At 60.0% G+C, this 25494-nt stretch carries 28 protein-coding genes; 15 read left to right on the top strand and 13 right to left on the bottom strand.

Annotated elements, in window-relative coordinates:
• Positions 1-174: 174 nt before the first annotated feature.
• Positions 175-1473, bottom strand: coding sequence for a TadE/TadG family type IV pilus assembly protein (locus AC1DON_RS15880; RefSeq protein ID WP_476935783.1), 1299 nt, complete (start codon positions 1471-1473; stop codon positions 175-177).
• A 70-nt stretch (positions 1474-1543) separates the two neighbouring features.
• Complete coding sequence (locus AC1DON_RS15875) at positions 1544-2494, bottom strand: serine aminopeptidase domain-containing protein (protein ID WP_476935782.1); 951 nt, start codon at positions 2492-2494, stop codon at positions 1544-1546.
• Positions 2495-2764: 270 nt separating this feature from the next.
• On the opposite strand from AC1DON_RS15875, the gene lipA reads away from it, so the two are divergent.
• The 3 genes from lipA to AC1DON_RS15860 are packed head-to-tail and all read left to right on the top strand — an operon-like array spanning position 2765 to position 4580.
• A complete protein-coding gene (gene lipA / locus AC1DON_RS15870; RefSeq protein ID WP_476935781.1) occupies positions 2765-3724 on the top strand; it encodes a lipoyl synthase in 960 nt (319 codons plus the stop codon).
• The gene (locus AC1DON_RS15865) at positions 3724-4179 is read left to right on the top strand and encodes a type II toxin-antitoxin system RatA family toxin (RefSeq protein ID WP_476935780.1); all 456 of its coding nucleotides are present in this window, start codon (positions 3724-3726) and stop codon (positions 4177-4179) included. The genes lipA and AC1DON_RS15865 overlap by 1 nt, the downstream gene beginning before the upstream one ends.
• On the top strand, positions 4179-4580 hold the full coding sequence (locus AC1DON_RS15860) for a hypothetical protein (protein ID WP_476935779.1): 402 nt from the start codon (positions 4179-4181) through the stop codon (positions 4578-4580). Before AC1DON_RS15865 ends, AC1DON_RS15860 begins: the two co-directional genes overlap by 1 nt.
• Positions 4581-4583: 3 nt before the next feature.
• On the opposite strand, the gene AC1DON_RS15855 is transcribed toward AC1DON_RS15860, so the two are convergent.
• The 4 genes from AC1DON_RS15855 to AC1DON_RS15840 all read right to left on the bottom strand — a co-directional run bounded on the left by AC1DON_RS15855 (position 4584) and on the right by AC1DON_RS15840 (position 7467).
• Positions 4584-5078, bottom strand: a complete 495-nt coding sequence (locus AC1DON_RS15855) for a CinA family protein (protein ID WP_476935778.1) — start codon at positions 5076-5078, stop codon at positions 4584-4586.
• Between the two features lie 64 nt (positions 5079-5142).
• The gene (locus tag AC1DON_RS15850) at positions 5143-5754 is read right to left on the bottom strand and encodes a superoxide dismutase (protein WP_476935777.1); all 612 of its coding nucleotides are present in this window, start codon (positions 5752-5754) and stop codon (positions 5143-5145) included.
• A 136-nt stretch (positions 5755-5890) separates the two neighbouring features.
• Positions 5891-7042 carry a bifunctional 2-C-methyl-D-erythritol 4-phosphate cytidylyltransferase/2-C-methyl-D-erythritol 2,4-cyclodiphosphate synthase gene (locus tag AC1DON_RS15845; RefSeq protein WP_476935776.1) on the bottom strand — a complete coding sequence of 384 codons (1152 nt, stop codon included), beginning with the start codon at positions 7040-7042 and terminating at the stop codon, positions 5891-5893.
• Positions 7039-7467, bottom strand: coding sequence for a GNAT family N-acetyltransferase (locus tag AC1DON_RS15840; protein WP_476935775.1), 429 nt, complete (start codon positions 7465-7467; stop codon positions 7039-7041). The genes AC1DON_RS15845 and AC1DON_RS15840 overlap by 4 nt, the downstream gene beginning before the upstream one ends.
• A gap of 100 nt (positions 7468-7567) precedes the next feature.
• Here AC1DON_RS15840 and AC1DON_RS15835 point away from each other — a divergent pair, with 100 nt between their 5' ends.
• From AC1DON_RS15835 to ntrX, 3 genes are all read left to right on the top strand, one after another.
• Positions 7568-8557 carry a tRNA dihydrouridine synthase gene (locus AC1DON_RS15835; RefSeq protein ID WP_476935774.1) on the top strand — a complete coding sequence of 330 codons (990 nt, stop codon included), beginning with the start codon at positions 7568-7570 and terminating at the stop codon, positions 8555-8557.
• Positions 8558-8712: 155 nt separating this feature from the next.
• Positions 8713-10953 (top strand): sensor histidine kinase NtrY-like, encoded by a 2241-nt coding sequence (locus tag AC1DON_RS15830; protein ID WP_476935773.1) that lies wholly within the window; start codon positions 8713-8715, stop codon positions 10951-10953.
• Positions 10953-12350 carry a nitrogen assimilation response regulator NtrX gene (ntrX, locus tag AC1DON_RS15825; protein WP_476935772.1) on the top strand — a complete coding sequence of 466 codons (1398 nt, stop codon included), beginning with the start codon at positions 10953-10955 and terminating at the stop codon, positions 12348-12350. The genes AC1DON_RS15830 and ntrX overlap by 1 nt, the downstream gene beginning before the upstream one ends.
• A gap of 39 nt (positions 12351-12389) precedes the next feature.
• Here the strand turns inward: ntrX and AC1DON_RS15820 are convergent, their stop codons facing one another.
• Positions 12390-12779 (bottom strand): winged helix-turn-helix transcriptional regulator, encoded by a 390-nt coding sequence (locus AC1DON_RS15820; protein ID WP_476935771.1) that lies wholly within the window; start codon positions 12777-12779, stop codon positions 12390-12392.
• An 88-nt stretch (positions 12780-12867) separates the two neighbouring features.
• Here AC1DON_RS15820 and AC1DON_RS15815 point away from each other — a divergent pair, with 88 nt between their 5' ends.
• The 6 genes from AC1DON_RS15815 (at position 12868) to AC1DON_RS15790 (ending at position 18072) form a co-directional block, all read left to right on the top strand.
• Positions 12868-13344 carry a RidA family protein gene (locus AC1DON_RS15815; protein WP_476935770.1) on the top strand — a complete coding sequence of 159 codons (477 nt, stop codon included), beginning with the start codon at positions 12868-12870 and terminating at the stop codon, positions 13342-13344.
• 63 nt (positions 13345-13407) lie between these two features.
• On the top strand, positions 13408-14271 hold the full coding sequence (locus AC1DON_RS15810) for a D-amino-acid transaminase (protein WP_476935769.1): 864 nt from the start codon (positions 13408-13410) through the stop codon (positions 14269-14271).
• A 148-nt stretch (positions 14272-14419) separates the two neighbouring features.
• A complete protein-coding gene (hfq, locus tag AC1DON_RS15805; RefSeq protein ID WP_192620155.1) occupies positions 14420-14668 on the top strand; it encodes an RNA chaperone Hfq in 249 nt (82 codons plus the stop codon).
• 27 nt (positions 14669-14695) lie between these two features.
• On the top strand, positions 14696-16018 hold the full coding sequence (gene hflX, locus AC1DON_RS15800) for a GTPase HflX (protein WP_476935768.1): 1323 nt from the start codon (positions 14696-14698) through the stop codon (positions 16016-16018).
• A gap of 72 nt (positions 16019-16090) precedes the next feature.
• Positions 16091-16528, top strand: a complete 438-nt coding sequence (locus AC1DON_RS15795) for a MarR family winged helix-turn-helix transcriptional regulator (RefSeq protein ID WP_476935767.1) — start codon at positions 16091-16093, stop codon at positions 16526-16528.
• On the top strand, positions 16528-18072 hold the full coding sequence (locus AC1DON_RS15790) for a DHA2 family efflux MFS transporter permease subunit (protein WP_476935766.1): 1545 nt from the start codon (positions 16528-16530) through the stop codon (positions 18070-18072). The genes AC1DON_RS15795 and AC1DON_RS15790 overlap by 1 nt, the downstream gene beginning before the upstream one ends.
• Before the next feature lie 15 nt (positions 18073-18087).
• On the opposite strand, the gene AC1DON_RS15785 is transcribed toward AC1DON_RS15790, so the two are convergent.
• The 5 genes from AC1DON_RS15785 to AC1DON_RS15765 all read right to left on the bottom strand — a co-directional run bounded on the left by AC1DON_RS15785 (position 18088) and on the right by AC1DON_RS15765 (position 21904).
• Positions 18088-18690, bottom strand: a complete 603-nt coding sequence (locus AC1DON_RS15785; protein ID WP_476935765.1) for a winged helix-turn-helix transcriptional regulator — start codon at positions 18688-18690, stop codon at positions 18088-18090.
• 114 nt (positions 18691-18804) lie between these two features.
• Entirely contained in the window at positions 18805-19596 is a 792-nt protein-coding gene (mazG, locus tag AC1DON_RS15780) for a nucleoside triphosphate pyrophosphohydrolase (protein WP_476935764.1), read from the bottom strand.
• A complete protein-coding gene (locus tag AC1DON_RS15775; RefSeq protein ID WP_476935763.1) occupies positions 19593-20951 on the bottom strand; it encodes an MFS transporter in 1359 nt (452 codons plus the stop codon). Before AC1DON_RS15775 ends, mazG begins: the two co-directional genes overlap by 4 nt.
• Positions 20952-21077: 126 nt before the next feature.
• Entirely contained in the window at positions 21078-21299 is a 222-nt protein-coding gene (locus AC1DON_RS15770; protein WP_476935762.1) for a helix-turn-helix domain-containing protein, read from the bottom strand.
• Positions 21299-21904: a DUF2975 domain-containing protein gene (locus tag AC1DON_RS15765; protein WP_476935761.1), complete on the bottom strand. Its 606-nt coding sequence runs from the start codon at positions 21902-21904 to the stop codon at positions 21299-21301. Before AC1DON_RS15765 ends, AC1DON_RS15770 begins: the two co-directional genes overlap by 1 nt.
• 187 nt (positions 21905-22091) lie before the next feature.
• Between AC1DON_RS15765 and AC1DON_RS15760 the strand changes: the two genes are divergently transcribed.
• Complete coding sequence (locus AC1DON_RS15760; RefSeq protein WP_476935760.1) at positions 22092-22766, top strand: helix-turn-helix domain-containing protein; 675 nt, start codon at positions 22092-22094, stop codon at positions 22764-22766.
• A gap of 40 nt (positions 22767-22806) precedes the next feature.
• On the opposite strand, the gene AC1DON_RS15755 is transcribed toward AC1DON_RS15760, so the two are convergent.
• Positions 22807-23925: an epoxide hydrolase family protein gene (locus AC1DON_RS15755; RefSeq protein WP_476935759.1), complete on the bottom strand. Its 1119-nt coding sequence runs from the start codon at positions 23923-23925 to the stop codon at positions 22807-22809.
• A 406-nt stretch (positions 23926-24331) separates the two neighbouring features.
• Here AC1DON_RS15755 and AC1DON_RS15750 point away from each other — a divergent pair, with 406 nt between their 5' ends.
• Positions 24332-24973, top strand: a complete 642-nt coding sequence (locus AC1DON_RS15750) for a glutathione S-transferase family protein (protein ID WP_476935758.1) — start codon at positions 24332-24334, stop codon at positions 24971-24973.
• Between the two features lie 247 nt (positions 24974-25220).
• Positions 25221-25481 (top strand): hypothetical protein, encoded by a 261-nt coding sequence (locus tag AC1DON_RS15745; protein WP_476935757.1) that lies wholly within the window; start codon positions 25221-25223, stop codon positions 25479-25481.
• The last annotated feature ends 13 nt before the right edge of the window (positions 25482-25494 follow it).

Genomic DNA, 25494 nt, shown 5'->3' with positions numbered 1-25494 from the left:
GCGGCCGCCGTGAGCCATCGCCCGCGATCCTGTCCGCCCGAACAAACGGCCCTCCGTCACCGGGATGGGTCGTAACATTCGGTCATAATAGCTGATCCGAAGGGGCGGTAAAGGCCTGAATCTATTTCGGGCTAATTATTTTGAACTGCGTTCATAAATCGTATCGCGACGCGCCTAGTTGCTGATGCGCACCACCGACACGACACGGGTAAACAGCGCCGACATGGCGTCGGATATGCCTTCACTGGGGCTGACCTCAAAGAACAGGCCGGGCGAAGCGCAGGATTCCATATCGGTCGCCAATTGCGACTGGTATTTGGCCAGGTGCGAATTGTAGAAGGCGTTGGTCGGCAGGGGCAGGTAGGTGGTGTACAGGACCGCGATGCGAACGCCGCGCGCCTTAATGGTGTGGCACTGCTGAGGATCGATCGGCGTGATACGCCGGCAGGTACCGCCGTTGGAATAGGCGCAGTCGTAGCCATCATTGGCGCCGTCCGACACCATGAACAGGACCTGTTGGGGCTTTTGGGCCGAGGTGCCATCACCAGACGCCGGGATAATGTTGTTCATCCCCTGCAGCATCGACTTGAAGTTAGTTTGGCGATCGGAATTGTAGTTCTGATAGGGGATGGTCATCAGGTCGATCGCCGCCGCATTGGTGGCAGACGTGTCGAGATTGGTCGTCAGGGCGCTGACGAGATAAGGTTCAGGTTTCTTTTGGTCGATGGCGTCGGCCGCCATGCCGAAGTGGTAGATGGCCATGCTGTACTGGCCGGGCGTGGTTTGGCTGGCCTTGGCAGTCGTCATCATTTTCTGCGTCGCCTGGCGCACGACGTCGATGCGCGTGGTGACGCCCAGAGCCTTGGCCTTGGCGTAGTAGTCATTGCCGGGCTTGTCCAGCTGGTGGCAGGCAAAGGCGCATTTGTCAGGGGTGTTGGCGACCATCTTGTTGATGTCAGCCGTGGTGGCGCCGACGCCCATGGACGGGCTGTTGTCGAGCAGCAGGTAGAAATTGATAAAGGGCGGCAACCCGGCCGTCGACACCGAGTTCACGGTGATCGGCATGTTGGTAAAGCCGACGAGGCCGAGCAGGAACGGCTTGTAATTGGCGGTGACGCTGACATTCGCCGTCAGGGTTTGCCCCGTCTTGGTGACGGTGGCAGACGGAGAGACGCCCGTAAGTTCGCCGTGCGGCCGGGCATTGCTGTTGAAGATGGCCAGCGCCTGGGTGACGCCGTCTGGCACCGCGCCATTGCCCCCCATATTGCCGCCGGCCTTGTAACCGCTGGAATTGACGGCGATGGCCCCCAAAGCGGCCGTATCGGCTGCATCCTGAAGCTCCATGCGCAACTGCGTCATACGGCTGAAGTCGATGGCACCACCCACGACCGCCAGGACGACCGGCAGGCAGATGGCGAAAATCATGGCGGTATTGCCGGCGATGTCCGCCTTCAGGCGGTTGAGGACGGACAAGATGGTGTCTCCGGTAGCGATTTGAACCGGTATCGTCGCACGGAATGTTTAAGTCCCGGTTAGCCGGCAGCTATTTTGCGGCCGGACGGGCGTTGCGGATAAAGGCAGCGACGTCTTCACCGAGCGTATCCGGGCCGCTGGTCGTTTCGACACGGCACTGCGAGATGCGCGCACACAGGGCCGCAACGGTGGCGGACTGCGTCGTGTCCCTGGGTTCGATGACGACCACAGGCGCGGATGGCGCCGTCAGCGAGATGACCGGCAGGTGTAGGCTGTTGAGGTCGGAATAGGCCTTATGCATCTGTTCGCGCCACGGCTGGCTCTTGACGCGCAAACGCAGGTCCGGATTAGACGCGCGCCAGGCGTGGGCGATGCCGTCCCAGTAGCCGGTCGCGACATCGGTGCTGTGCCATTCCGTGCCGGCCTTGATGTCCTGGCCCAGATAGGGGGCGTAGGCGATGAATCCGGCCAGCGTCCTGTCCTTGGCGGTCGTCGACAGGGACAGGGCGTTGAGCGCGCTATAGCCGGTGCCGACGATGAACAAAGGCTTGTCGGCGGAAGGGTGCACGATGTCGCGAATGAAGCCGACGACCGCCATCTGGCCGTCGCGGTAGGTGCGCGTAAAGACCGCTTGTTTCTGGCCGGAATACTGGCCGGCGCCGCCCTGGCCCGGCACTTCGAACAACCAGACGCCGTAGCCGGCATCGAGCAGTTGGTTGGTCAGTTCGAAATAGGTCTCCGCCGGATAGTCGGCGTCGGCTAGGATCAGGACCTGGGCGCGCGGATTGACCGGAGGAGAGGCGACGCCATAGCGCGCTTCAGGTAGTGAGCCGCTACGGTAGCCGCCCCAGACAAAGCCTTGCGGCGGAAAGTATTGCGGCGACAGGCCAGGGGGAATCTGGCTGTCGAGAAAGGCCTGTCCCGGCTGCTTTTCCGCAGGCCCCGGCTTCGAGCACGCGCCAACCGTCAGGACAAGGCCCAGCGCGGCGACGGTTAGCCATGATCGGAAGGACGAAGACATGCGTTATCTATAACCGAGATTCTGATATCCCGCTATGACCGGCAAGCGACAGTCAAAAGCGATATGCCAAAAAGTGTGCAACGGTTTTTGGCATATCGCGACGAAGCAAAAGCTGAGAGCATGATGGCGGTTTGATAAAAACGCATCATGCTCTCATGACGTTTCTTCACGCGTCATGTCGTCGCGCAACAGCGGATTTGACTTGATAAATTCAGGCAATACGCCCAATTAGATGTGGGGCAGACGTGTGCCCGCACAAGCAGTTGAGCCATGGTCACCCTTATAAACCGCGTCGACGCCAGCCCCCGTGAGCTGCGTCATCCTGAAAAGCAGAACCGCCCCGATTCGCCGATCCAGAAGAAACCCGAATGGCTGCGCGTGCGCGCCCCCGGATCGCCCGGCTATAACGAAACGCAAAAGATCGTCCGCGACGCCAAGCTGGTAACGGTGTGCGAAGAGGCTGCGTGCCCGAATATCGGCGAGTGCTGGTCGAAGAACCACGCGACCATCATGATCATGGGTGACACCTGCACGCGCGCCTGTGCCTTCTGCAACGTCAAGACCGGCCTGCCGCAACCGCTGGACACCGATGAGCCGCGCCGTGTTGGTGAAACCGTTGCGCTGATGAAGCTGTCGCACGTCGTTATCACCTCGGTCGACCGTGACGACCTGGCTGACGGCGGCGCCTGGCACTTTGCCGAGGTCATCCGCCAGATTCGCGCGCAATCGCCCAAGACCACCGTCGAAATCCTGACCCCGGACTTCCTGCGCAAGGATGGCGCCGCCGAAATCGTCATTGACGCCAAGCCGGACGTGTTCAACCACAATCTTGAAACCGTACCGCGCAACTATCTCAAGATCCGTCCGGGCGCGCGCTACTATCACTCCCTGCGCCTTCTCGAGCGCGTCAAGGAACGCGATCCGCAGCAGTTCACCAAGTCGGGCATCATGGTCGGCCTGGGCGAAACGCGCGAAGAGGTCATGCAGGTCATGGACGACATGCGCTCGGCCGGCATCGACTTCATCACTATCGGCCAGTATCTCCAGCCGACGCGCAAGCACGCCGCCATCGACCGCTTCGTGACGCCTGACGAGTTCAAGGCCTATGAAGCCATCGCGCGCGCCAAGGGGTTCCTGATGGTGTCGTCGTCGCCGCTGACCCGGTCGTCGCACCACGCCGGTGAGGACTTTGAACGTCTGCGCGCCGCCCGAGCTGCAAAGGCCAAATAATGACCAAGGTCAGTTTCGATCGGGTGCTGCCGTTCGCCGCCGACAAGCTGTTCGAGATGGTCGCCGACGTCGAAAAGTATCCGGACTATATCCCCTGGATCACCTCGATGCGGGTGAGCAATCGTATTCTGATGTCCGAAGGCGTGACGCGCTTTGACGCGGAGGCGGGGGTTGGGTTTAAGTTCCTGTCCGAGCGCTTTTCAACGCGGGTGACGCGCGACGCCAACAATCGCACTATTTCGATCACCCTCTTAAAAGGCCCGTTCAAGCAATTGAATTGCGAGTGGAAATTTGAAGAGGCCGAAAAGGGCTGCCGCGCCTCGCTTAAGATGGATTTTGAATTCAAGAACCCGTTCCTGACCGGTTTCCTCAAGGCCAATTTCGACAAGGCCGTATCCAAGCTGATGGCCTGTTTCGAAGGCCGCGCCGAAACGCTTTATCCGAAGACGGCGTGATGGTGCAGATTGCTCTGCTTTTTGTCTCCTTGCTTGTCCTTCCGCTTATGGCAACCGCCGAAGAAAAGAGCGTATTCGGTCAGGCCATTGAAGATTCGATGAAGATCATCATGACGGTTGCAAACCCGTCAGCCAAAGCCGCTAACGAAGCCTTTGGATCTGGTGACAAGGTCAAGGGGTGCTCGGAAGCAAAGCTCGCTTATGACGGCTATACCGACGCACGACAGGTGTTTCGCAAGGCGCTAAAGCACTACAAGACAGAAGACGCGACGGAAACTAAAGCTATCGGATATTTGACGGAAAATATCGGCAGCGTCACGCGTATGCGTTTGCCGTATGAGCTTTTTCTTACCAATGTTTGCCCTGCGATAACCGGCCTACCTGCACCTGTGGACAGCTAAGCTTCAGCTTTTGAGTACGGTCAGCGCCCAGTTCAGCGCCAGTTCCACGCTCTTTTCGCGTACGGCCTTGCGGCCGATGGCGCCGAACTGCTCGACCCTGGCTTCGGTGATGATCTCGCCCGTGCGACCGCTGCGGCTCAATCCAAAGCAAACCATGCCGACGGGCTTTTCCGCTGAGCCTCCCGTAGGGCCTGCAATGCCGGTGATGCTGAGCGCGATATCGGCGCCGGCTTCGCGCAAAACCCCCTCGGCCATGGCGCGCGCCACTTCCAGACTGACAGCGCCGTGGGTTTCCAGCAGGGCCTGGGGCACATGGACCAGACGCGTCTTGGCGGTGTTGGAGTAGGTGATAAAGCCATAGTCGAACACGGCCGATGAGCCGGAAATCGCCGTAATGGCGCCCGCCACCAGGCCGCCGGTGCAGCTTTCGACTGTGGTGATGTGCTTGCCCTGGGAGCTAAGCAACCCGACAAGTTCCTGAGCCAGGGCGTTGGACATCTTTCCCCCAAAACAAAAAGGCGGCCCGATTGGACCGCCTTTTCTTAGCAAATAACCGTCGCGATTACACGCCCGGATGCAGCGGCGCGGCCAGGTTCTGGTTGGCGAAGTCCCAGTTGGCCAGGTTGCCAAGGAACACTTCCAGGAATTTGGGGCGCAGGTTCTGATAGTCGAGATAGTAGGCGTGCTCCCAGACGTCGCAGGTCAGCAGCGGCTTGTCACCCTTGGTGAACGGCGTTTCGGCGTTCGGCGTCTTGGTTACCTTCAGCTTGCCGTCGGAACCGAGGACCAGCCATGCCCAGCCCGAACCGAACTGTGTGGCGCCGGCGGTCTTGAAGGCTTCGGCAAAAGCTTCGAACGAGCCGAAGTCGCTATTGATGCGGTCGGCGATCTCGCCGGTCGGCAGGCCGCCACCGTCCTTCTTCATCGAGCTCCAGAAGAAGGTGTGGTTCCACACCTGGGCAGCGTTGTTGAACACGCCCGGATTCTTGCCTTCCGAAGCCTGGACGATCTCGACCAGCGACTTGCCTTCGAACTCGGTGCCGGCGATCAGCTTGTTCAGATTGTCGACATAGGCCTTGTGGTGCTTGGCATGGTGGTAGCTGAAGGTGTTGGCCGACATGTGCGGCTCAAGGGCATCGGCAGCGTAGGGCAAGGGGGGAAGTTCGAATGCCATGACAGACCTCTCATCTGTAGTGTTTCGGGGGAATGCTTCACCCACCAGCATATATTCGGGCGAATAACCCTTTTCAAGCCTCGTAATGGTGAGAATGCTTCGCAATAAACCCTAGCAATTCCATGGGTTTATAGGATCAGGCAGGAAACGCGATCGCGCAGACGGCCTGCGCCGCCAGACCTTCCTCGCGGCCGGTAAAGCCCATCTTTTCGGTGGTGGTTGCCTTGACGCTGACGCGGTCGATGGTGATGCCCAGGATCTCCGACAGGCGTGTGCGCATGGCTTCGCGATGCGGTTTCACCTTGGGGCGCTCGCAGATGAGCGTCACGTCGACATTGACGATCTCGCCGCCCTTGGCCGCGACCAGATCGACAGCGTGCTTCAGGAACAGGTCAGAGGGTGCGCCTTTCCATTGCGGATCGGTGGGCGGAAAGTGGTCACCGATATCGCCCAGGCCCGCAGCACCCAGTAGGGCATCGGTCAGGGCGTGCAGGCCAGCGTCAGCGTCGCTATGGCCGATCAGAGTCTTGTCGTGGGCGATTTCGATCCCGCACAGCCACACGCTGCTGCCATCACCCCAGCGGTGGGCGTCGAAACCCTGGCCGATCCGTGTTTGCATGGTGGGCTTGTCCTGTTGAATGAAGGCTTCGAGGAGAGCGAAATCGGAGGGGTAGGTCAGTTTGTGCAGGTGCGGATCCCCTTCGACCAGAGCGACCTCGATGCCGGCAGACGCGGCGACCATGGCTTCGTCGGTGGCGATATCGCCGTCCCAGGTCGAATAGGCTTCGGCGATGTCGCCAAGACGAAACGCCTGCGGGGTCTGGGCGCGCCACAGGCCGTCGCGCGACGGTGCATCGGTGATGACGCCAGTGTCGCCCTTTTTAAGCGAATCCGTCACCGGCAGGGCCAGGATCGCCGCGCGCGATTTCTCAAGATTTTCGGACAATGCGTTGATATGATGTGGTTTTAGTAACGGCCGGGCCGCGTCGTGGATCATGATCACATCATTGAGGTCGGCCATTGTCATCAGCGCGTCGAGGCCATTGCCGACGCTGCCCGCACGGTCGGCGCCACCGACCGTGACCACGGCGACCGTAGCGTAACGCGCGCGCGCCGTGTCGAAGTCCTCAGCCGGAACGACGACGACGATATGGCCGGCGCCGGCTTCGGCAAAGGCCTCGACAGACCAGTCGAGGACGGGCTTGCCGGCCAGCATCATCCACTGCTTCTTGCCGCCCGATCGGCTGCCGGAGCCGCCGGCGACGATGATGGCGTGAAATGCCGTCACAGGTCGTGCTCGAAATGGAAAGCCTGGACGGTCAGGCCTTCGCGGAAATAGAACTTGTGTGCCTGGCGGCGATGCGTACCGCTGTCTAGGCGCAACTGCGTGCAGCCCTCCTTGCGGGCCAGGTCCTTCAGCCAGTCGAGCAGCGTCTTGCCGTGACCGCCGGAGCGGGCATTCTCATCCGTCACCAGGTCATCGACATAGAGTATGCGGCCTGACACCAGCCATTCGTGGACGCGAAAGCCCGCGCACGCCGCGACCTGTCCATCGCCTTCCGTGTAGGCCAGGCGCCAGCCGGCGTCGCGCATCTGGCGGCGCGCGCGTTCCAGCAATTCGTCGGCACTCGTCAGGTGTGGGCGCAGCTGTTGCATGACAGGAAAGCAGCGGCGGATGTCTTCATCGGTTTCGGCAAGTCTGACGTCGGGCATGGTATCTTCCTTCGGAGCCTCTTGGGCCGGGTTTAGAAGTGCTTGCCGCACGGGTCAATGATCCATGGTGTTCGACGGCAGTTTTGTGTATGGAGGCGTCATGAGTGCCAAGGGTTTGAAAATAGGCGATGTCGAGGTGGCGGGCAGGGTGCTGATCGCGCCCATGACCGGCGTATCCGACCTGCCGTTCCGCCGTATGGCGCACAAGCTGGGCGCGCCCTATGCCGCCACTGAGATGGTCGCCTGTGCTGAACTCGAAAACGGCCGTCCGGACGTGGTACGCAAGGCGCAACTGGGCGACCACGACGGCCTGAAGATCGTGCAACTGATCGGCCGCGATCCGGTCCATATCGCGCGCGGCGCCGCCCTGGCGGAACAGTCCGGCGCCCACATCGTCGATCTCAACTTTGGCTGCCCGGCCAAGGAGGTCACAGGCGTGCTGTGCGGCTCAGCCCTGATGCGCGATCTCGACCAGGCCGAAAGGATCATGACGGCGGCGCTGTCGGCGACCTCACGGCCTGTAACGGTCAAGATGCGCCTCGGTTGGGACGCGCCGCACAATGCCGCCGAACTGGCGCGCCGGGCGGAAGCCCTGGGTGTTGCAGCAGTGACCGTGCACGGCCGCACGCGCCAGCAATTCTACAAGGGCCAGGCGGACTGGCGCGCGGTGGCGCACGTCAAATCGGCCGTCAGCATTCCGGTTATCGTCAACGGCGACATCGTCGATATCGACAGCGCTCGAACCGCTCTTTCCCAGTCGGGAGGCGACGGCATCATGATTGGCCGCGGCATCTATGGTCGGCCATGGCTGGCGCACGGCCTTGACCGGGCGCTCAATGACAATTCCCCTCTGGATTCCATGTCCTTGCCGGCGTGGGCTGATATCCTGTGTGAGCATATGCACGCCAGCCTTGCCTTCTATGGTGCTTCACTGGGGCTGAAAATGTTCAAGAAGCACCTCGGCAGCTATATCGAAGGCGGCGCCTACCATCCCGACCCGATCGTGCGCCGCCAGGATAAGGGCCGAATCTGCCGTATGGACGATCCGCAGGCCATCATGCGCGAAATAACGGCCCTGATTTCCGCCTGATCGCGCAATAGCTGTCTGAATTTGACACATTCGCGCAACATTCCTGTTGATATTCAGACACAGTAGTGCGCAAATGCCACGCACTTTGGATTAGGTTGCGGCCTCTATTGACTACCCCGGCTCGAAAGCACTCCTGGCAGGTCCTGTGGCGCAGTTTGCGTAACGTCCATTCGACGGGCACGCAGCGGCTGTTGCTGGCGGTTGGCTATGGCGCGTCGCTGCTGACGACAGCCTTTATCATCTGGCTGATCATAGCCACCCCTGGTACCGCGCCGATCGCCCAGACCAGCCAGTACCTGCTGATCCTTGTCTGCCTGAACCTCGTCCTCCTGTTGGGCCTGCTTTATATTGTTGTCCGGCGTGTCGTCCAGCTGGCGCGAAGCCGCGGGGCGGATGCCGGTGCGCGTCTTCACCTGCGCTATGTGTTCCTGTTTTCCATGGCGGCGGTCCTGCCGGCCATCGTCGTGGCCTCAGCCTTTCTGTTGATCAATCGCGGCGTCGATACCTGGTTCGAAACGCGGGTCCGCAGTGCCGTTGAGAATGGCTACCAGATCGGCGTTATCGCTCTGGACGACAATAACCAGGCCGTCGGCGCCTCGATGGACTATATCCATGCGGCCCTTCAGGGTGAGCGGGCGCGAGCGCTGTTTGCCGACCGTCTGGCCTTCTCAATTGCTTTGAAAAGCACGCTGGATACGCGCGGACAGTTGAGCGCCATCTACATTGTCGATGACAGTGGCCGGATTCTGGCGCGCGCTGAACAGCCCGATGCGCTTCCCTATGTCGCGCCGCCGGTGAAGGTCATCCAGGAAGTGAACGACAAGACCAAGTCGGTTCAGATTCCGGCAGCGGACGCCATGCGGTTTCTGTACAAGCTGGAGGGATACGACAACGGGCGGAATCTTTACCTGTACGGGATAAAGCCGCTTCCGCCGGGGCTCTACAGTCGTATGGAAGCCGGCAAAAGCGCCGTCAGGGCCTATGACGACGCGGCGCGCAATCGGACCCAGGTCCAGGGCGTGTTCGTCATGGCCTATGTCGAGGTCGTTCTGCTGGTGCTGATCGGCGCCATATGGGGCGGCACGTCGTCGGCGGAAAGCATCGCCACGCCTGTGGCCCGGCTTGTGCAGGCAGCCGACAAGGTAGCCTCAGGGGATCTCAACGCGCGCGTCATGACCCATAAGCAGTCCGAAGACATTGCTGTGCTGTCGCGCGCCTTCAACCGCATGACGTCCGACCTGCAGAGCCAGCAGCTTGCCTTGAGCACGGCGCGTGAGGAAGCGGAGGCCCGCAGCCGCTTCATCGAGACCGTGCTGTCGGAGATCAGCGCCGGAATCGTCGGCATCGACAGCTTCGAACATATATCGGCGATCAACCGCCACGCCGCCAGCTTCCTGGGCGTAACCTCGGACGACGCCATCGGTGTCAATATCCGCGACCTGGCCCCTGAAATTACTGAGATTCTGGACAAGGTGTCGGTCCACCGCGTCGAGGAACAGGAAGTCGACCTGGTCCGCAAGGGCGAGACCCGTCGCGTCCGCGTTCGCGTTTCCGGCCTTGAGACCGGCGGCTCGGTTCTGACCTTCGACGACATCACCCGCCTGATCTCCGCACAGCGCAACGCCGCCTGGCGGGATGTGGCCCGCCGCATCGCCCACGAAATCAAGAACCCGCTGACGCCCATCCAGCTGTCGGCCGAACGCCTGCGCAAGAAGTACCGTGCCCAGATCGCCACCGACGGCGAAACCTTCGAACGCCTGACGGATACCATTGTGAGACAGGTCGGCGATATCGGCCGCATGGTCGACGAGTTCTCGTCCTTCGCCCGCATGCCGGCGCCGAACTTCTCCGAGGAGGACGCGCCCGAACTGGTGCGCGCCGCCGTCTTCGCCCAGCGCGTTGCCCGCGCCGACATCGCCATCGACATCATAGAGCCCCTGCCGGAACTGCACGTCGTCTGTGACGGCCGTATGCTCAGCCAGGCGCTGGGCAATGTCCTCAAGAACGCTTGCGAGGCCGTTTCATCCCGCCTGCTGCGCGACAGCGGCGTCGAAGAGGTCGGCAATCCGGAAGGGCCTGCGGGGCATCTCAGGGTCGAAATGACCGAGGCTCCGGACTTTGTGACCATTACGGTCGAGGATGATGGCATCGGCCTGCCCGAAAAGGATCGCGACCGGCTGACCGAACCCTATGTCACCACGCGTGAAAAGGGCACGGGGCTGGGCCTGGCGATCGTGAAACGCATTCTGGAAGACCACGGCGGCGACTTCTTCCTGTCGGACGCCGAACATTTGAGCGGTGCGCGCGCGACCTTGCGCCTGCCGCGTTTGCAAGCCGGAAAAGCTCCGGCTGACAGCCAAGACGGCGCCCAAGGCGCCAAACTCATGAGGGTATGATGAAACTGTCGTCTGGCGTTGACATCCTGGTCGTTGACGATGAGGCCGATATTCGCGAACTCATCGCGGGCATCCTTGAGGACGAAGGCTATGCCGTGCGCACGGCTGCGGACTCCAATGCGGCGCTGCGGGCTATCAAGGCGCGCAAGCCGTCGCTGTGCGTGCTCGATATCTGGATGCAGGGCGGAGGCCTCGACGGGCTGGAACTGCTGGGGGTCATCCATGAACTCGATCCGGATATTCCGTGCATCATGATTTCGGGCCACGGCACGATTGAGACCGCCGTGACCGCCATCAAGCGCGGCGCCTTCGATTTCATCGAAAAGCCTTTCAAGACAGAGCGCTTGATCATGGTTGTTCAGCGTGCGCTTGAACTGACCAGCCTGCGCCGGGAAAACCGCCGTCTGCGCAACCAGGCGGTCGTGCCAGACGGCCTGATCGGTAATTCAGCGGCCGCCCAACTCCTGCGCTCGACCATTTCCAAGGTCGCGTCAGCCAATTCGCGCATCATGATCTCTGGCCCCGCCGGTTCCGGCAAGGAGCTGGTGGCGCGCATGATCCACGACGCCAGCCCGCGCGCCAAGTGCGAGTTTGTGCCGATTTCCGCCGCCGGCATGACGCCGGAACGTCTAGATGTCGAACTGTTCGGCGAAGAGGGCGAGGGCGGTAAGCCGCGCAAGATCGGCGTGTTCGAGCGCGCTCACGGCGGCACGCTCTTCCTGGACGAAGTGGCCGACATGCCGCCCGAAAGCCAGAGCCGCATCCTGCGCGTCCTGGTCGAGCAGCGCTTTGTCCGTGTCGGCGGTGTCCAGGATGTCCAGGTCGATGTTCGCGTCATCTCCTCGACCTCCAAGGACCTGGCCTCTGAGATCACTGCCGGCCGCTTCCGCGAAGACCTGTTCCACCGTCTGAACGTCGTGCCGGTGCGCGTACCGGGTTTGTCCGAACGCCGTGGTGATATCGCCGAACTGGTCAACTACTTCATCGAGCGTATCAGCTCGGCGCAGGGCCTGCCCAAGCGCATACTTTCCGAAGATGCCATGGCGACGCTCCAGGTCCACGAATGGCCGGGCAATGTCCGTCAACTGCGAAACAATATCGAGCGCCTGCTGATCCTGGCTTCGGGGTCGCCCAGTGAGCCGATCACCGCCCAGATGCTGCCGTCGGAAGTGGTTGAATCAGCGGTCGCCGGTGCCATTCGCCCCGAGCGCATCATCGCCCTGCCGCTGCGCGACGCCCGTGAGGTTTTCGAGCGCGAATACCTGTCGTCGCAGATCGTTCGGTTCGGCGGCAATATCTCGCGCACGGCCAACTTCATCGGCATGGAGCGCTCGGCCCTGCACCGCAAGCTGAAGTCGCTGGGCCTGGCCCACATCCGTGCCGAAGACGAAGACTAGGGGCAAGCCCCTAGGACCGGATTGTTGACGTCACGCGGGCTAAGGCCTCATGCTCACGGCTGCCATTTGTTCCGCGCCTGCATGCGCCGCCCTGTGTGCCATGATCTCTGGATAATGCGCAACGACCCACTGCTCCATCGTCCTGGCCAGTTCACTGAGTGAGCGGCCGAGGTCCGTAAGCTGGTATTCCACCCGCGGCGGTACTTCCGGGTGGCTGATGCGCAGAACCATGCCGTCGCGCTCAAGCCCGCGCAGGGCCTGGGTCAGCATCTTCTGTGAAATACCGCCTATGGACCGCATAAGGACACCTGTCCGTACCGGTCCCTGCTGCAGGCAGCACAGAATCAGAATGGACCATTTGTCCCCGACAAGATCGAGGAGGTCGCGCGACGGACAATTCAGGTTGTAAGGGTTGGCCGGTTCAAACATTCTTAATTATTACCAAAAGGTATGTACTGTTCTTTCTGCAACTATAGGCCATATTGCTAAGGAAGCCAAATTTTGCGTGGAGGACATGATGAAGGCGTTTACCGAAACAGTGCGTGAAAAGCTGGCGGCGCGCAGTCTTGAGCTGCCACTCAACCTACCGGCGCCAGCCGGTGCTTACGAACCCTATCGCCTGTGGCGCGGCACCGGCTATCTTGCCGCCCAGGTGCCCGGCTACGGTCCGGGTTCATTTCCCGGCCGACTGGGCGCCGAGTTGTCGCTGGCCGACGGCCGGGCTGCGGCGGCCAGGGCGGCGTTGAACGCCATCGGCCGCATTCACCAGGCGCTTTCGGGTTTTGACCGTTTCGAAGGGCTGTTGCACGTGGCGGGCCATGTCGCTTCGGTGGATGATTTCCGCGACCAGCCGGAAGTGCTGGATGGCGCTTCCGACCTCTTCGTGCATGCATTCGGTGACAAGGGACGGCACAGCCGGACGGCCTACCCGACACCGCGGCTGCCCAAGAATGTCAGTATCGAGCTGGAAATCACCTTCGCCTATCGCGACTAAGTATGATGGTTGCCAGATGCGAGGTGGAATGTCATTGAGGCCTTGATCTCAAAAGGACTCACCATGCCCCGTATCGCCTATGTCAATGGCGCCTATGTTCGCGCCGCCGAAGCCGTCGTTTCGATCGAAGACCGGGGCTATCAGTTCGCCGATGCCGTCTATGAGGTTTGGTCGGTCTTTGGTGGACGCCTGGCCGATCTCGACGGCCATATGACCCGTCTGGAGCGGTCATTGCGCGAACTCAGCATCGCCCTGCCTATGCCACGCGCGGCCCTGCTGACCGTCCTGCAAGAGGTCGTCCGCCGCAATCACATCATCGAGGGTATGCTCTACCTCCAGGTCAGCCGCGGCGTCGCGCCGCGCGACCACGTCTTCCCAAAGGGCGTAAAACCGGCCGTCGTCATTACCGCGAAACCGGTCGATCGCGACGCTGCCGCCCGCAAGGCGGAGGCCGGCGTCAAGGCGATCAGCAGCCCTGATATTCGCTGGGGTCGCTGCGATATCAAGACCGTGGGCCTGCTGCCGAACGTTCTGGCTAAACAGGCGGCGAAAGAGCAGGGCGCCGCCGAGGTCATCTTCGTCGATCGCGATGGTCTGGTCAGCGAAGGCGGCTCGACCAATGTCTATATGGTTGGAGACGACGGCGTTATTCGCACGCGCACACTGAAAGCCAATATTCTGGCCGGCGTGACGCGCCTCAATCTGCTTTCAGTGATTGCAGACTCCGGGCTTGAAATCCGCGAGGATGCCTTCACTCTGAAGGAAGCCAAGGCCGCGCGCGAAGTCTTCGTCAGCGCCGCCACCAGCCTTGTTTTGCCGGTCATTGCCATCGACGGTCACGTCATTGGCACCGGTACACCGGGACCCGTTGCCCTGTCCCTGCGCGATTCGTACATAGACAAGGCCCGGCGTACCGCCGGCGTATAAAATATTTTTTGCCGCAGTGCGGTTGAAAAATGCGATCACATACGCCTAATATCGTTATGCGCGTTCCGAAGATCAGTACTGGGCGCGAATCTGTGTTCTGTGTGGGAGTATTCTGCTCCCGATATTTAGCAAACGAGAAGGGCCACCAATGTCCCACGACAAAAAACAAAACCTGCAAGACACGTTTCTCAACAGTGTCCGAAAGACCAAAACGCCACTCACCATTTTTCTGATCAACGGCGTGAAGCTGCAAGGTATCGTCAGCTGGTTTGACAATTTCTGCGTGTTGCTGCGACGCGATGGCCAAAGCCAGCTGGTATACAAGCACGCGATCTCGACCATCATGCCGGCCGCACCCGTGCAATTGTACGAACAGGAAGACGAGTCTGATGACTAACGTCCCTGTTCAAAGGGGACTTTGTCATTGACTGACCGCTTTCATGAACACGCTCCGGAAACGGAGCGTGCCATCGTCGTTGATCCGGATGTTGTCACGCATTCTTCGGCCGAGCGCGCTGCCCCGCGCCGGTTCGAAGAGTCGCGTTTGGAAGAAGCGACGGGCCTGGCCCTGGCGCTTGATCTCGATATCGTCGGTCAAATGACGGCGCGAGTGCGCAAGATCAATCCGGCGACCCTGTTCGGCCAGGGTAAGGTCGAGGAAATCAAGGCCTTGTGCGAAGAGGCTGAAGCGACGCTTTGTGTCGTCAATGGCGCCTTGACGCCGATCCAACAGCGCAATCTCGAAAAGGCCCTGGGGGTCAAGGTCGTAGACCGCACCGGCCTGATCCTGGAAATTTTCGGCCGGCGCGCCCGCACGCGCGAAGGCAAGCTGCAGGTTGAACTGGCGCGGCTGGAATACGAACGCTCGCGCCTGGTGCGGACCTGGACCCACCTGGAACGTCAGCGCGCCACGGGCACCACCGGCGGTCCCGGCGAAACCCAGATCGAACTCGACCGGCGGATGATCGCCGACAAGATCAAGTTGCTTAAAGCAGAACTTGAAGAGGTGCGGCGCACGCGCGGATTGCACCGGTCCGCGCGCAAGAAGGTGCCTTATCCGATCGTGGCGCTTGTGGGCTACACCAATGCCGGCAAATCGACCCTGTTCAACCATCTGACTCGTGCCGAAGTGTTCGCCAAGGACCTTCTATTCGCAACGCTCGACACGACGCTGCGGACGCTGAAGCTGCCCAATGGCCGCTCGGCGATTATTTCGGACACCGTCGGTTTCATTTCCGACCTGCCGCACGAACTGGTCGCTGCCTTCCGTGCAACGCTGGAAGAGGTGATCGAGGCCGATCTGATTCTGCACGTCCGCGACGTTTCGAATCCGGAAACCGAGGCTCAGAAGGCCGATGTCGAGCAGGTCCTGGGGCATATCCTGCCGGAACTCGACCGGTCGAAGATGGTCGAGGTCTGGAACAAGATCGATCTGCTCGACGAAGAGTCGAAAGAGGTGCTGCTGGCGCGCGCCATTACCGATCGCGCCGGCAACAAGCCGCTGCCGGTGTCGGCCGTGACGGGCGAGGGCGTCGAAGCGCTGCTGGCCAAGGTCGCGCTGCTGGTTGATGCCGCCGGTGAGGAGATGGACGTCGTGCTGGAGCCGCAGCAGGGCGACCTGCTGGCGTTTTTGTACAGCCAGGGCCGCGTGCTCGATCGTTTCGAGGACGAGGACGGCAAGGTCCATCTGCGCGTCAAGTTATCCGACCAGGCGTATGGCCGTTTTGAAAAGATGCTGTCGGCTTAATCCGTAAACTGCGGACTTGCATTGCCGAGACGTCAGGCGTAAATAGTTAGCCATCTAACTATTAGGTGGCTAATGTCTACAGGTTCGCCCGAAGAACGCTTTTCCAGCGCCTTGCACAGCACGGCCCGACTATGGCGCGTGGCACTCGATGCGCGCCTGAAGCACCTTGGCATGTCGCAGGCCGGCTGGATGACCATCGCCATGATCGCCAAGGCCGACACACCACCGTCCCAGGCCGAACTGGCCGCGCAATTGTCCGTCGAGCCCGCCACCATGGTCGCCATGATAGACCGGCTTGAGAAGGCCGGTTTCGTAGTGCGCGTAGCGTCCGAGACCGATCGCCGCGTCCGCCATATCCATCTGAAGCCGGCGGGGGACGCGGCCTATGCCGAGGTCCGCAAGGCCGCCACAGCCTATCGCGCCACCTTGCTTGAAGGCATTCCGGCCGACAGGCTGGCTGACCTGACGCATTTACTGGAACAGATTCAGACGCGTATAGAGATTTCCTGATGAGTAGCGTAAATACAGGCGGTGCGATTAACCGTCCCATGATCACCATTTCGATCATGCTGGCCACGGTCATCCAGGCGATCGACGGCACGATCGCCAATGTCGCGCTGCCGCACATGCAGGGCGCGCTCAATGCTTCGCAGGACCAGGTCACCTGGGTCCTGACCTCCTTTATCGTCGCTGCGGCGATCGCCACGCCCTTGACCGGCTGGCTGAGCGACCGTTTCGGCCTGAAGAACCTGTTCTTGGTCTCGATCGCCGGCTTTACGCTGGCCTCGGTGTTCTGTGGTTTTGCCGGCTCGATGACCGAGATGGTGGCGGCGAGGTTGATGCAGGGCGTGTTCGGCGCCGCCCTGGTGCCGCTGTCGCAATCGACCCTGCTCGATATCAACCCGCGCGAAAAGCACGGCCAGGCCATGGCGGTCTGGGGTATGGGGGTGATGGTTGGGCCGATCCTTGGGCCGACGCTCGGCGGCTGGCTGACCGATTCCTACGACTGGCGCTGGTGCTTCTTCATCAATGTGCCGATCGGTATCGCGGCCTTCCTCGGCATCTGGAAGTACATCCCAAAAAGCCCGCCGGGCAAAGGCATCCGCTTCGATGTCTTCGGCTTTACCGCGCTGAGCCTGGGCATTGGCGCCCTGCAACTGATGCTGGACCGTGGCCAGCAGGCCGACTGGTTTGCCTCAACTGAAATCTGGATTGAAGCGCTTATCGCGTTTACTTCATTCGGTTTTTTCATCATCCATACCGCGACGAGGCCTGCCGGCGAGACCTTCTTTGACTATCGCCTGCTGCTAAATCGCAACTTTCTGACGGGACTTCTGTTCATCTTCATCGTCGGCATGGTGCTGTTCGCGACGCGAGCCCTGATGCCGTCGATGCTACAGGGCCTCATGCACTATTCGGCTGTTGACGCGGGTATTGTTACGGCGCCGTCGGGCCTTGGCACCATGGCGGCGATGCTGGTCGTCGGGCGTATGGTCGGCAAAATCGACCTGCGCCTGATCCTGGCCGCCGGCTTCGGCCTGACCGCCGTCTCGCTGTGGATGATGTGCCAATATACGCTTGTCCTGTCGCAGCACGACATCATTTGGCCGGGCGTCATTCAGGGCATAGGCATGGGGCTGGTCTTTGTGCCGCTGTCTGCGGCGTCGTTCGCTACGCTGGATGGCCATCTGCGCCCGGAAGGCACGGCCATCTACAGCCTGATCCGCAATATCGGCTCCAGTATTGGCATCGCCATGGTCCAGGCCTTCCAGGTCGGCAACAGCCAGGCCGCGCACGAAGGCCTGGTTCAGTCTCTCAACAGCGGCAATGCTAACCTGATGGACAGTGGTTTTGCCCAGGGTGGAGGCGGGCTGGATATGCTCAATGGCGAAGTGTCACGTCAGGCCAGCATGATCGCCTATATCGACAATTTCTGGCTAATGTTCATCCTGACCCTGCTGGCCATGCCGTTGCTGCTGCTGATCCATCAGCCGAAGCGCGCCAAGGCGTCATCGGCGGACAAAGAACACATCGAGGCGGCGGCGTTCGAATGATCAGAAAGCGCTGAATTAAAATAGGCTGAGCGTTTCTTCGGCGGGATCGGCCTCGATCTTTGGCGCCTTGCGTGCACGCGGTGTGAAGTGACGGCTCAGCTTGGATGCAAAGGCCTGCTTGTTCTTTTGCATCTCGGCGATGACTTCCTTGGGCATGTCGATCCGCGGCTCATGCTTCAGGCTGTAGAGCGTCATTTCGACCAGAAGCGGCGCCAGATCGGCGCCTTTATGCGTCAGCCGGTAGATGAATTTGCGGGCATCGGCCGGGTCGGGCGACTTGGTAATCAGGCCATTCTGTTCCAGCCGCATCAGCCGGTCGGCGAGGATATTGGTGGCAATCTTTTCCTCGGAACGCAGGAAGGCCTGGTAGCCGGTGTGGCCGCGCAGCATGAGGTCGCGGATGATCAGCATCGACCAGCTGTCGCCAACGGCCTCAAGCACCAGATTGATCGGACACAGCGACCGGCGGCCCATGGGCTTCGCGGTCTTGACGACCGGCTTGGCCGCCTTGGGCGCATCACCGCGGATCAGCCGGGAACGGGGGCGTGATGCCTCCGGTTGGGGAGCGGGTTTCTTGGCACGCGGCATGACGGACTCTGACGATGAACGCTGGGACATTCACAAGTCTTAACGCTGTCGGCTTTCGATTCGCAAGGAGGGTGCGAATTCCGGTTGCGGATAACAATTAAAATCTGTGACTTTTATTTTGCAATGAAAATAAAATGCTGACTCTTAAGCCTTTTCGATCGTCTTGGCCGCATTCCACAATGCGTCCATTTCCGCCAGTGATGACTGTTCTGGCGTGCGTCCCTGGGCCTTAAGCGCCGCCTCGATCGCTTCGAAACGGCGGACGAACTTTGCGTTGGTCAGGCGCAGGGCGTCTTCGGGCTCGACCTCGAGCTTGCGCGCCAGATTGGCCATGACGAACAGAAGGTCTCCCAACTCGCCGCGTGCCTTCTCGGTGTCGCCGGCGGCAATCTCGGCCTTCAGCTCCTGTGTCTCTTCATCGAGCTTCTCGAGGACTTCGCCAAGGCTCGGCCAGTCGAAGCCGACGCGTGCGGCGCGCTTGGTCAGCTTGGCGGCGCGTGTGAGGGCCGGCAAGCCGACGGGGACGTCGTCCAATACGCCGCCCTTGTCTTTGGCCTTGCGCTCCTCGGCCTTGACCTGCTCCCAGGCGACCGTCTGTTCGTCGGCGGTGCGGTGCATGACGTCACCGAAGACGTGCGGGTGCCGGCGGATCAGCTTGTCCGCCATGCCCTTGGCGACGTCATCGAAACTGAACAGGCCGGCCTCTTCGGCGATACGGCTATGGAAGACGACCTGGAACAACAGGTCGCCCAGTTCTTCTTTCAGGTCGCGCATGTCGTCGCGCGCAATAGCGTCGGCGACCTCATAGGATTCTTCGACAGTATAGGGCGCGATCGTTGCGAAGGTCTGTTCCTTGTCCCACGGGCAGCCGGTTTCCGGATCGCGCAGACGGCGCATGACTTCGAGCAGGGCATTGATGGCGGAGGCGTCGGTCACACGATTTCCTTTGCGCGCAGCCGGTCCATGATGGCTCGGTGCTTTTCCGGCGTCAGGTCATAGTCCTTCATGACCAGGGCGCCAAGTATCAGGAACACGACGGGCAGGCCGACGAAGAAGATCTGCACCCACATCAGCGCTTCGGCCGGGCTTGCCGACGGCACTTTGACGTTCAGGCCCAGCCAGCCAAGGATGGTGATGGTCAGAGCCGACAGGGCGTAACCGACCTTGGTGGTGGCTGACAGGATGGCCATCAGCGTGCCCTTGTGGTCGTGGCCGGTTTCCGCCAGCACCTCATCGCCGATATCGGCCATCAGGGCGCGCGTTAGCAGTAGCGAGGCGGCGTAAGGGATGCCGTTCAGGAAGGTCAGGATGGCGCAGCCGATGAAATTGCCCTGCGGCGCAAAAGCCATGGCCGCGTAGAGGACTGCGAACAGGACACTCGACCAGATGAGGGTCACGTGCTTGTTGAATTTTTTCGACACCAGGACCCAGATCGGCGCGCCGACTATGCCGGCGACGAAATAGAGCAGCATGGCGATGGAGGCCTCCATGCGCGTCAGCCCCTTCACCTGTTCGAAGAAGTAGAAGAGCAGGGCGCCCATGATGCCCGGCGCCAGCCCCATAAACAGGTCGGCCCACAGAATGCAGCGGACATTCTTGCGCCTCCACATATCGAAATAGTGGCTGAGCTTCAGGTCGTGAGTGGAGGCGTTGGAAACCTTTTCCGGCACGACGAGCATAGCGATGCCTATTGTCAGCGGCAGGACGATCATGATGAATATGCCAACCGCCTGTACGCCTTCGATATAGGTGTGACCCAGGGCCTGGGCAGCGACCGGGATGACCGCAGCGCAGATGATGCCGAGGATATTGCCGACCTGCCAGAAGGCGAAAATGCGCGAGCGTTCATCGTAGTCGGTCGACAGCACCGAGCCCCAGCTCGATTGACTCAGCGCCGCCATCGAGAACCCGACATAAAGGACGAACAGCCAGATCCCGAGGTAATGATTGCCGACCCCCTTCTGTGCCAGGAAGATGAACCCTGTGCTGATAAACAGGACGGGCAGGCACAACAGCATCCACAGCTTGAAGCGGCCGAGTTTGCTGCGCGTACGGTCCATCCAGTAGCCAAGCGGAGGATCGATCAGGATATCGAAGCAGCGCACGATGAAGAAGATCAGGCCGACAATGCCCCCCAACTGTAACTGGGTGCCGTAATATTCGGGCAGGATGGCGACGAGCGGCAGGCCAAGCGCTGCGAACGGCACGCATGGACCGATAAAGGCCAGCATCTGCCCCAGCTTCACCTGGCGTTGAGCGGGTTGGGCTGGCGCCGGAGACTGTGTGGTCAAGTTTCCCCCTTGTCCGGTCAGCACCGGGCAATTGTCAAAGACGGTTGTCAAATCAGCAGCCCCACCTAGAATTACGACGAAGTAGCTGATTTGCCAATGCGTGTTTGGGCGGAAAGGCGCTAATGTCTATTGATCCACGGGACCGTCGTCGGTGAAGGTCAGAAGATCACCGGGCTGGCACTGCAACGCCCGACATAAGGCTTCGAGCGTTCCAAACCGCATGGCCCTTGCCTTACCGGTTTTGAGAATGGACAGGTTGGCAAGGGTGATGTCCACGCGGCTGGCCAGTTCAGTCAGCGTCATGTTTCGTTTTGCCAGCAATTCGTCCAGCTTGACGATGACGGGCATCAGACAGTCCCTTCCAGATCCCAGCTCATGGAAATACCCTGCCGAAAAACGCGAGCGAGGACGAACAGCACCAGGGTCAGCAACCAGCCGCCGGGGTTGATGCCCGAACCGTGCAGAGCTTGCGCATAGGTATGGTCCTGGCCGTGCATCAGCGCTGCCGCCCACACCCAAAGCCCGCCAGTCTTCAACGCCAGAAGATTTGCCACGATACTCAGCCATCCCATTACCTCCAGACGGCGCGCATTTTCCGGCACAAAGGGATTGCCCTCGGCGACGCTGCTTACAAGCCGCCGCAGTTGCGCCAGGAAGGCAAAACCGAGGATTGCCATGGCGGCGACCGCCAACAAGTTCATCGACATGAGAAAGGGCATACTGCCGGCATCCACATACTTAATGCCGGTCATCGCGGCCGCCATTTGATCTTTTATCAGCCAGACAAGCAGGGACGTGCCCGCTGATACCACGGCCATAATAGCCAAACCGACCATGCAAAGGAGCGAAACAAAATGGGTTCCGATCAGAAGCGGGTCCCGCAGACGGGAGGCCACGGTCGAAATCGGCTGAAATAAAGCATTCGCAAACGACGCATTGTGATGAGATGACATTGTTGACTCCGTGAATTCATCCTTATCGATAAACGATAATGCGATGTCGCGATTTATTGTCAAACGATAATATCGATAAACGATAAATTTCCGGAAGCAGGCGCATTGCGACTGGTTGAAGACTGCCGCAAATGATAGTGCGTGTGGGGGCAAGGCGGCGCAACATTTTCCGACGGAGCAGGCGGTCATGGTTCAGAAGCATACGCGCCGCCAGTCACTCCATCCCTGGATCGATACGGTCTGGCAGACCATCTGTCTAAACGACGGGATATACAGGGCTACGCCGGACGGTTCCTGGGATTTGATCCGCAGTGTGGCGCCGGGCGGGAAATCCTTCGTGTTTCTGAGTGGCCAGGCAACGGAGCCGGTCGAGGTGCCGTATCTGGAAGGTGAATCCTCGGTCGTTATTTCCTTCGCCGCCCATGTCTATCTGGCGGGTGACAAGGAGGTGCGAACCGGCGCGGCTATCCGTCCGTTGGAAGTCACGGCCGAACGATTTTTACTGGATGGCATCGACTTGCCGCTGCCAACGTTTCAGAACGCCGAGAGCCTTGTCGACGCAATGATCAGGGCAGGGCTCCTCCTGTCCGATGACACAGTCGCGAAGGCCTTTACTGCAAAGCCCAGGGCTGCCTCCAGGCGTTCGGTGCAGCTGCATTTCAAGAATACCACGGGGATTACGCAAAAAGACTTTCAGCTGATCCGGAGGGCCCAGGAAGCCGTGCGGCGTCTGAAAGACGGTGAAAACGCCGCCGCGGTGGCCATCGATCTCGGCTACACCGATCAGCCGCACATGATCAAATCGATAAAGAAGATAATGGGGGCATTGCCATCAAATCTCGAAGCCGTTCACAAGATCTGACGCCGGCGATGTACGCGTCCGGCGTCAGGTCCTATTTCAGTTATCTCGCGATGAGCATGGCAAAGGTCTTGATATCATTGACGTAAAAGGTCGGGTCTTCCCAGGCCGCGAAATGGCCTGCCTTTGTCATGTCATGAAACTGCACCACGTTTCCGCCAGTCTGGCGATCCGCCCATTCGCGGGGCAGGCGCACACCGCCTGGGATCGGCGCTTCCGTTGCCACCGCGACCGGAACCCTGGTATTTTGCCCCTTGATGGTCGGTGGCTGCATGGCATTCTGGTTGTAATTACGGAAGGATGAGCCTGCCGTTTCCGTCAACCAGTAGATCATGATGTTGGTCAAAAGGGCATCACGGCCAAATCGGGCGTCTGCCTCATCGCCCAACCCCATTCCAGCCATGAAGCTCATGATCCATGCCGCCAGTCCGACCGGCGAGTCATTCATCGCGAAGGCGAGGCTTTGCGGCTTTGTGCTCTGGACGAGGTTGAACGCGCCATGGGCAAAGAACCACTGCTGAATGGCGCCCGCATAGGTTTGCTCCGGCTCGCTCAGGACACTAAAATCCGTCGTATGGTCCGGGTAGCCTACGTCGGTTACATGGTACCCGAGAAGCTTGTACGGATGACGTTGCGACAAAGACATGGAGATGACCGATCCGCCGTCGCCGCCCGCAGCGATGAAGCGGTCGTAACCCAAGATGTCACTCATAAGATTGGCGAAAATATCCGCCACCTTGTCTACGGGGAGGGCTGTCTTGCCGGAGAAGCCAAAGCCCGGGATCGACGGCACGACGACGTTAAATTCCTCCGCCAGGGCGTCCACGACCTTATGATACCGGTAAAAGCTGTCCGGCCAACCGTGGATCAAAAGAATTGCCGGTGCGTCCGTCTTCTTCGACGTTTTATGGACGAAGTGCAGGTCAATGCCTTCGATTTCGACCTTGTAGTTCGGCAGGGCGTTCAGGCTGGCCTCGGCTTTCCGCCAGTCATAATCATTGAGCCAGTAGTCGGTCAGCCGCTTCATATAATCCAGGTTTGTGCCGGTCATCCATCCTGCATCGGCAGGTTCATCCGGCCAGCGCGTATGCTGCAGACGCAGCTTGAGATCGGCGAGCTGTTCGTCGGAAATGGCGATTTTAAAGGGTGTGGGCTTGGTCATGGCGATGGGCTCCTGTGCAAGGGTGCGGCGAGACAAGGCGCTACCGAGAAGGCCGGCTGCGAAGAGGTTTTTGGCAAAATCGCGACGGTTCATTTTCGTAGCTCCGCGTGTGTTCAACGGGGCCAAATTACCGGGACAGGGGCGTCGGAGATTGTAATTTTGCGCAAATCATCAGCGGCTGATCTCGCCGTCGATCGTCATTGGTCAGTGCGTTTGGGAGCTTTGTGGTGCCAGCAGGGGCCGGGGTCGCCTACTGACTCTTCTTGGTCAGGTCCACACTGATATCGTGATGTTAATGTAACTTGTCAGCTGAGAATGCCGGCCTGAAGTCCGCTGCCGTACTGCGCCGGGGACATGCCGAGTCGATGGGATATTGATAATTGGGTGACAGATTGGAGAAGAGCCGTTGACTGTATTATATTACTCCCGCAATCCTAACCCACGGCTCGCTCTGGCCGTCGCCCGGCATTTGCAAGTACCTGTTCAGTTTGAATTTGCGGCGCCGTTTTCTGCCGAACACGCTGAAAAATTCAAGGCGCTTAATCCAACACAACGCATTCCAATTTTGGTTGAGAACGGGCATTCGCTGTGGGAGACGGACGCTATTGCATGTCGTCTGTCGATACTGGCCGAGTCGAATTTCTGGAGACTGGACGCCGATTTGCCCGACATGATCCGTTGGATCAGCTGGGGCAAGCCAAGTTTTGTCCATGGCTGCGATATGGTTCATTACGAACTGGGGACTAAGCAACGCTACCACCATGGCCCAGTCGATCCGATAGAAATCCAAAAGGGCCTTGCGCTGTTCCATAGCAGTGCGAAACAGCTCGACGCACATTTGCAGGGTAGAGACTTCCTGCTGAAAAGCGGGCTCAGCTATGCAGATTTTCGTATGGCGACATTTCTGCCCTTTAACGATGTGGCTAAACTGCCGCTGGCCGAATACCCCAATATCAGCAAATGGAATGAGCGTCTGGAGTCAATGGATGCGTGGGCCGATCCCTTTGAAGGGCTGAATACGCCATTGCTGCCACCATTGCCACAGTAGGCGGGCCGTAGGTGCTATGGCGCTGACATTTGTATTTTGCGGCTCCATATATTCATCGTATAATAAATATTATGGGAAATAAAATGACCGTTGTGGCGCATTTCCCACGGATAACCGTAATCCGGGCCATCTTATGGCTTCCTTACCGGCACAACACCGGTATCGAACTTAAGACTTATGAGCGTCGCGATACCGTCAGTCTCACAGCCGCACATACCGGCTATCGTGAGTTCAAGGAAATTGCGTCATGGCTACAACTTCCGCCGCCATCTTCAAACCGTCGACCGACAGCTTCGGCCATCTGACACTGCACGCCACCATCCTTGGTGACGGCATCATTTCGCCGGAAGATCACAAGGCGCGCATCAACGGTCTGAGCCTGTTGGCCTTTGTGCTGGTGCTGATTACGGCGATCCTGACACTGTATACGGTCGACAAGACGATGTTCGCGCACCACGATCGCGCCATTGCTCCGACCTATGCTGGCATTCCGGTCGATACTAATTGAGCCTGAATCTGGC

The sequence above is a fragment of the Asticcacaulis sp. P4_H10 genome (genome assembly GCF_056400965.1).
The sequence above is the reverse complement of the archived record's forward strand: the minus strand, read 5'-3'. Positions and strand labels throughout refer to the sequence as shown.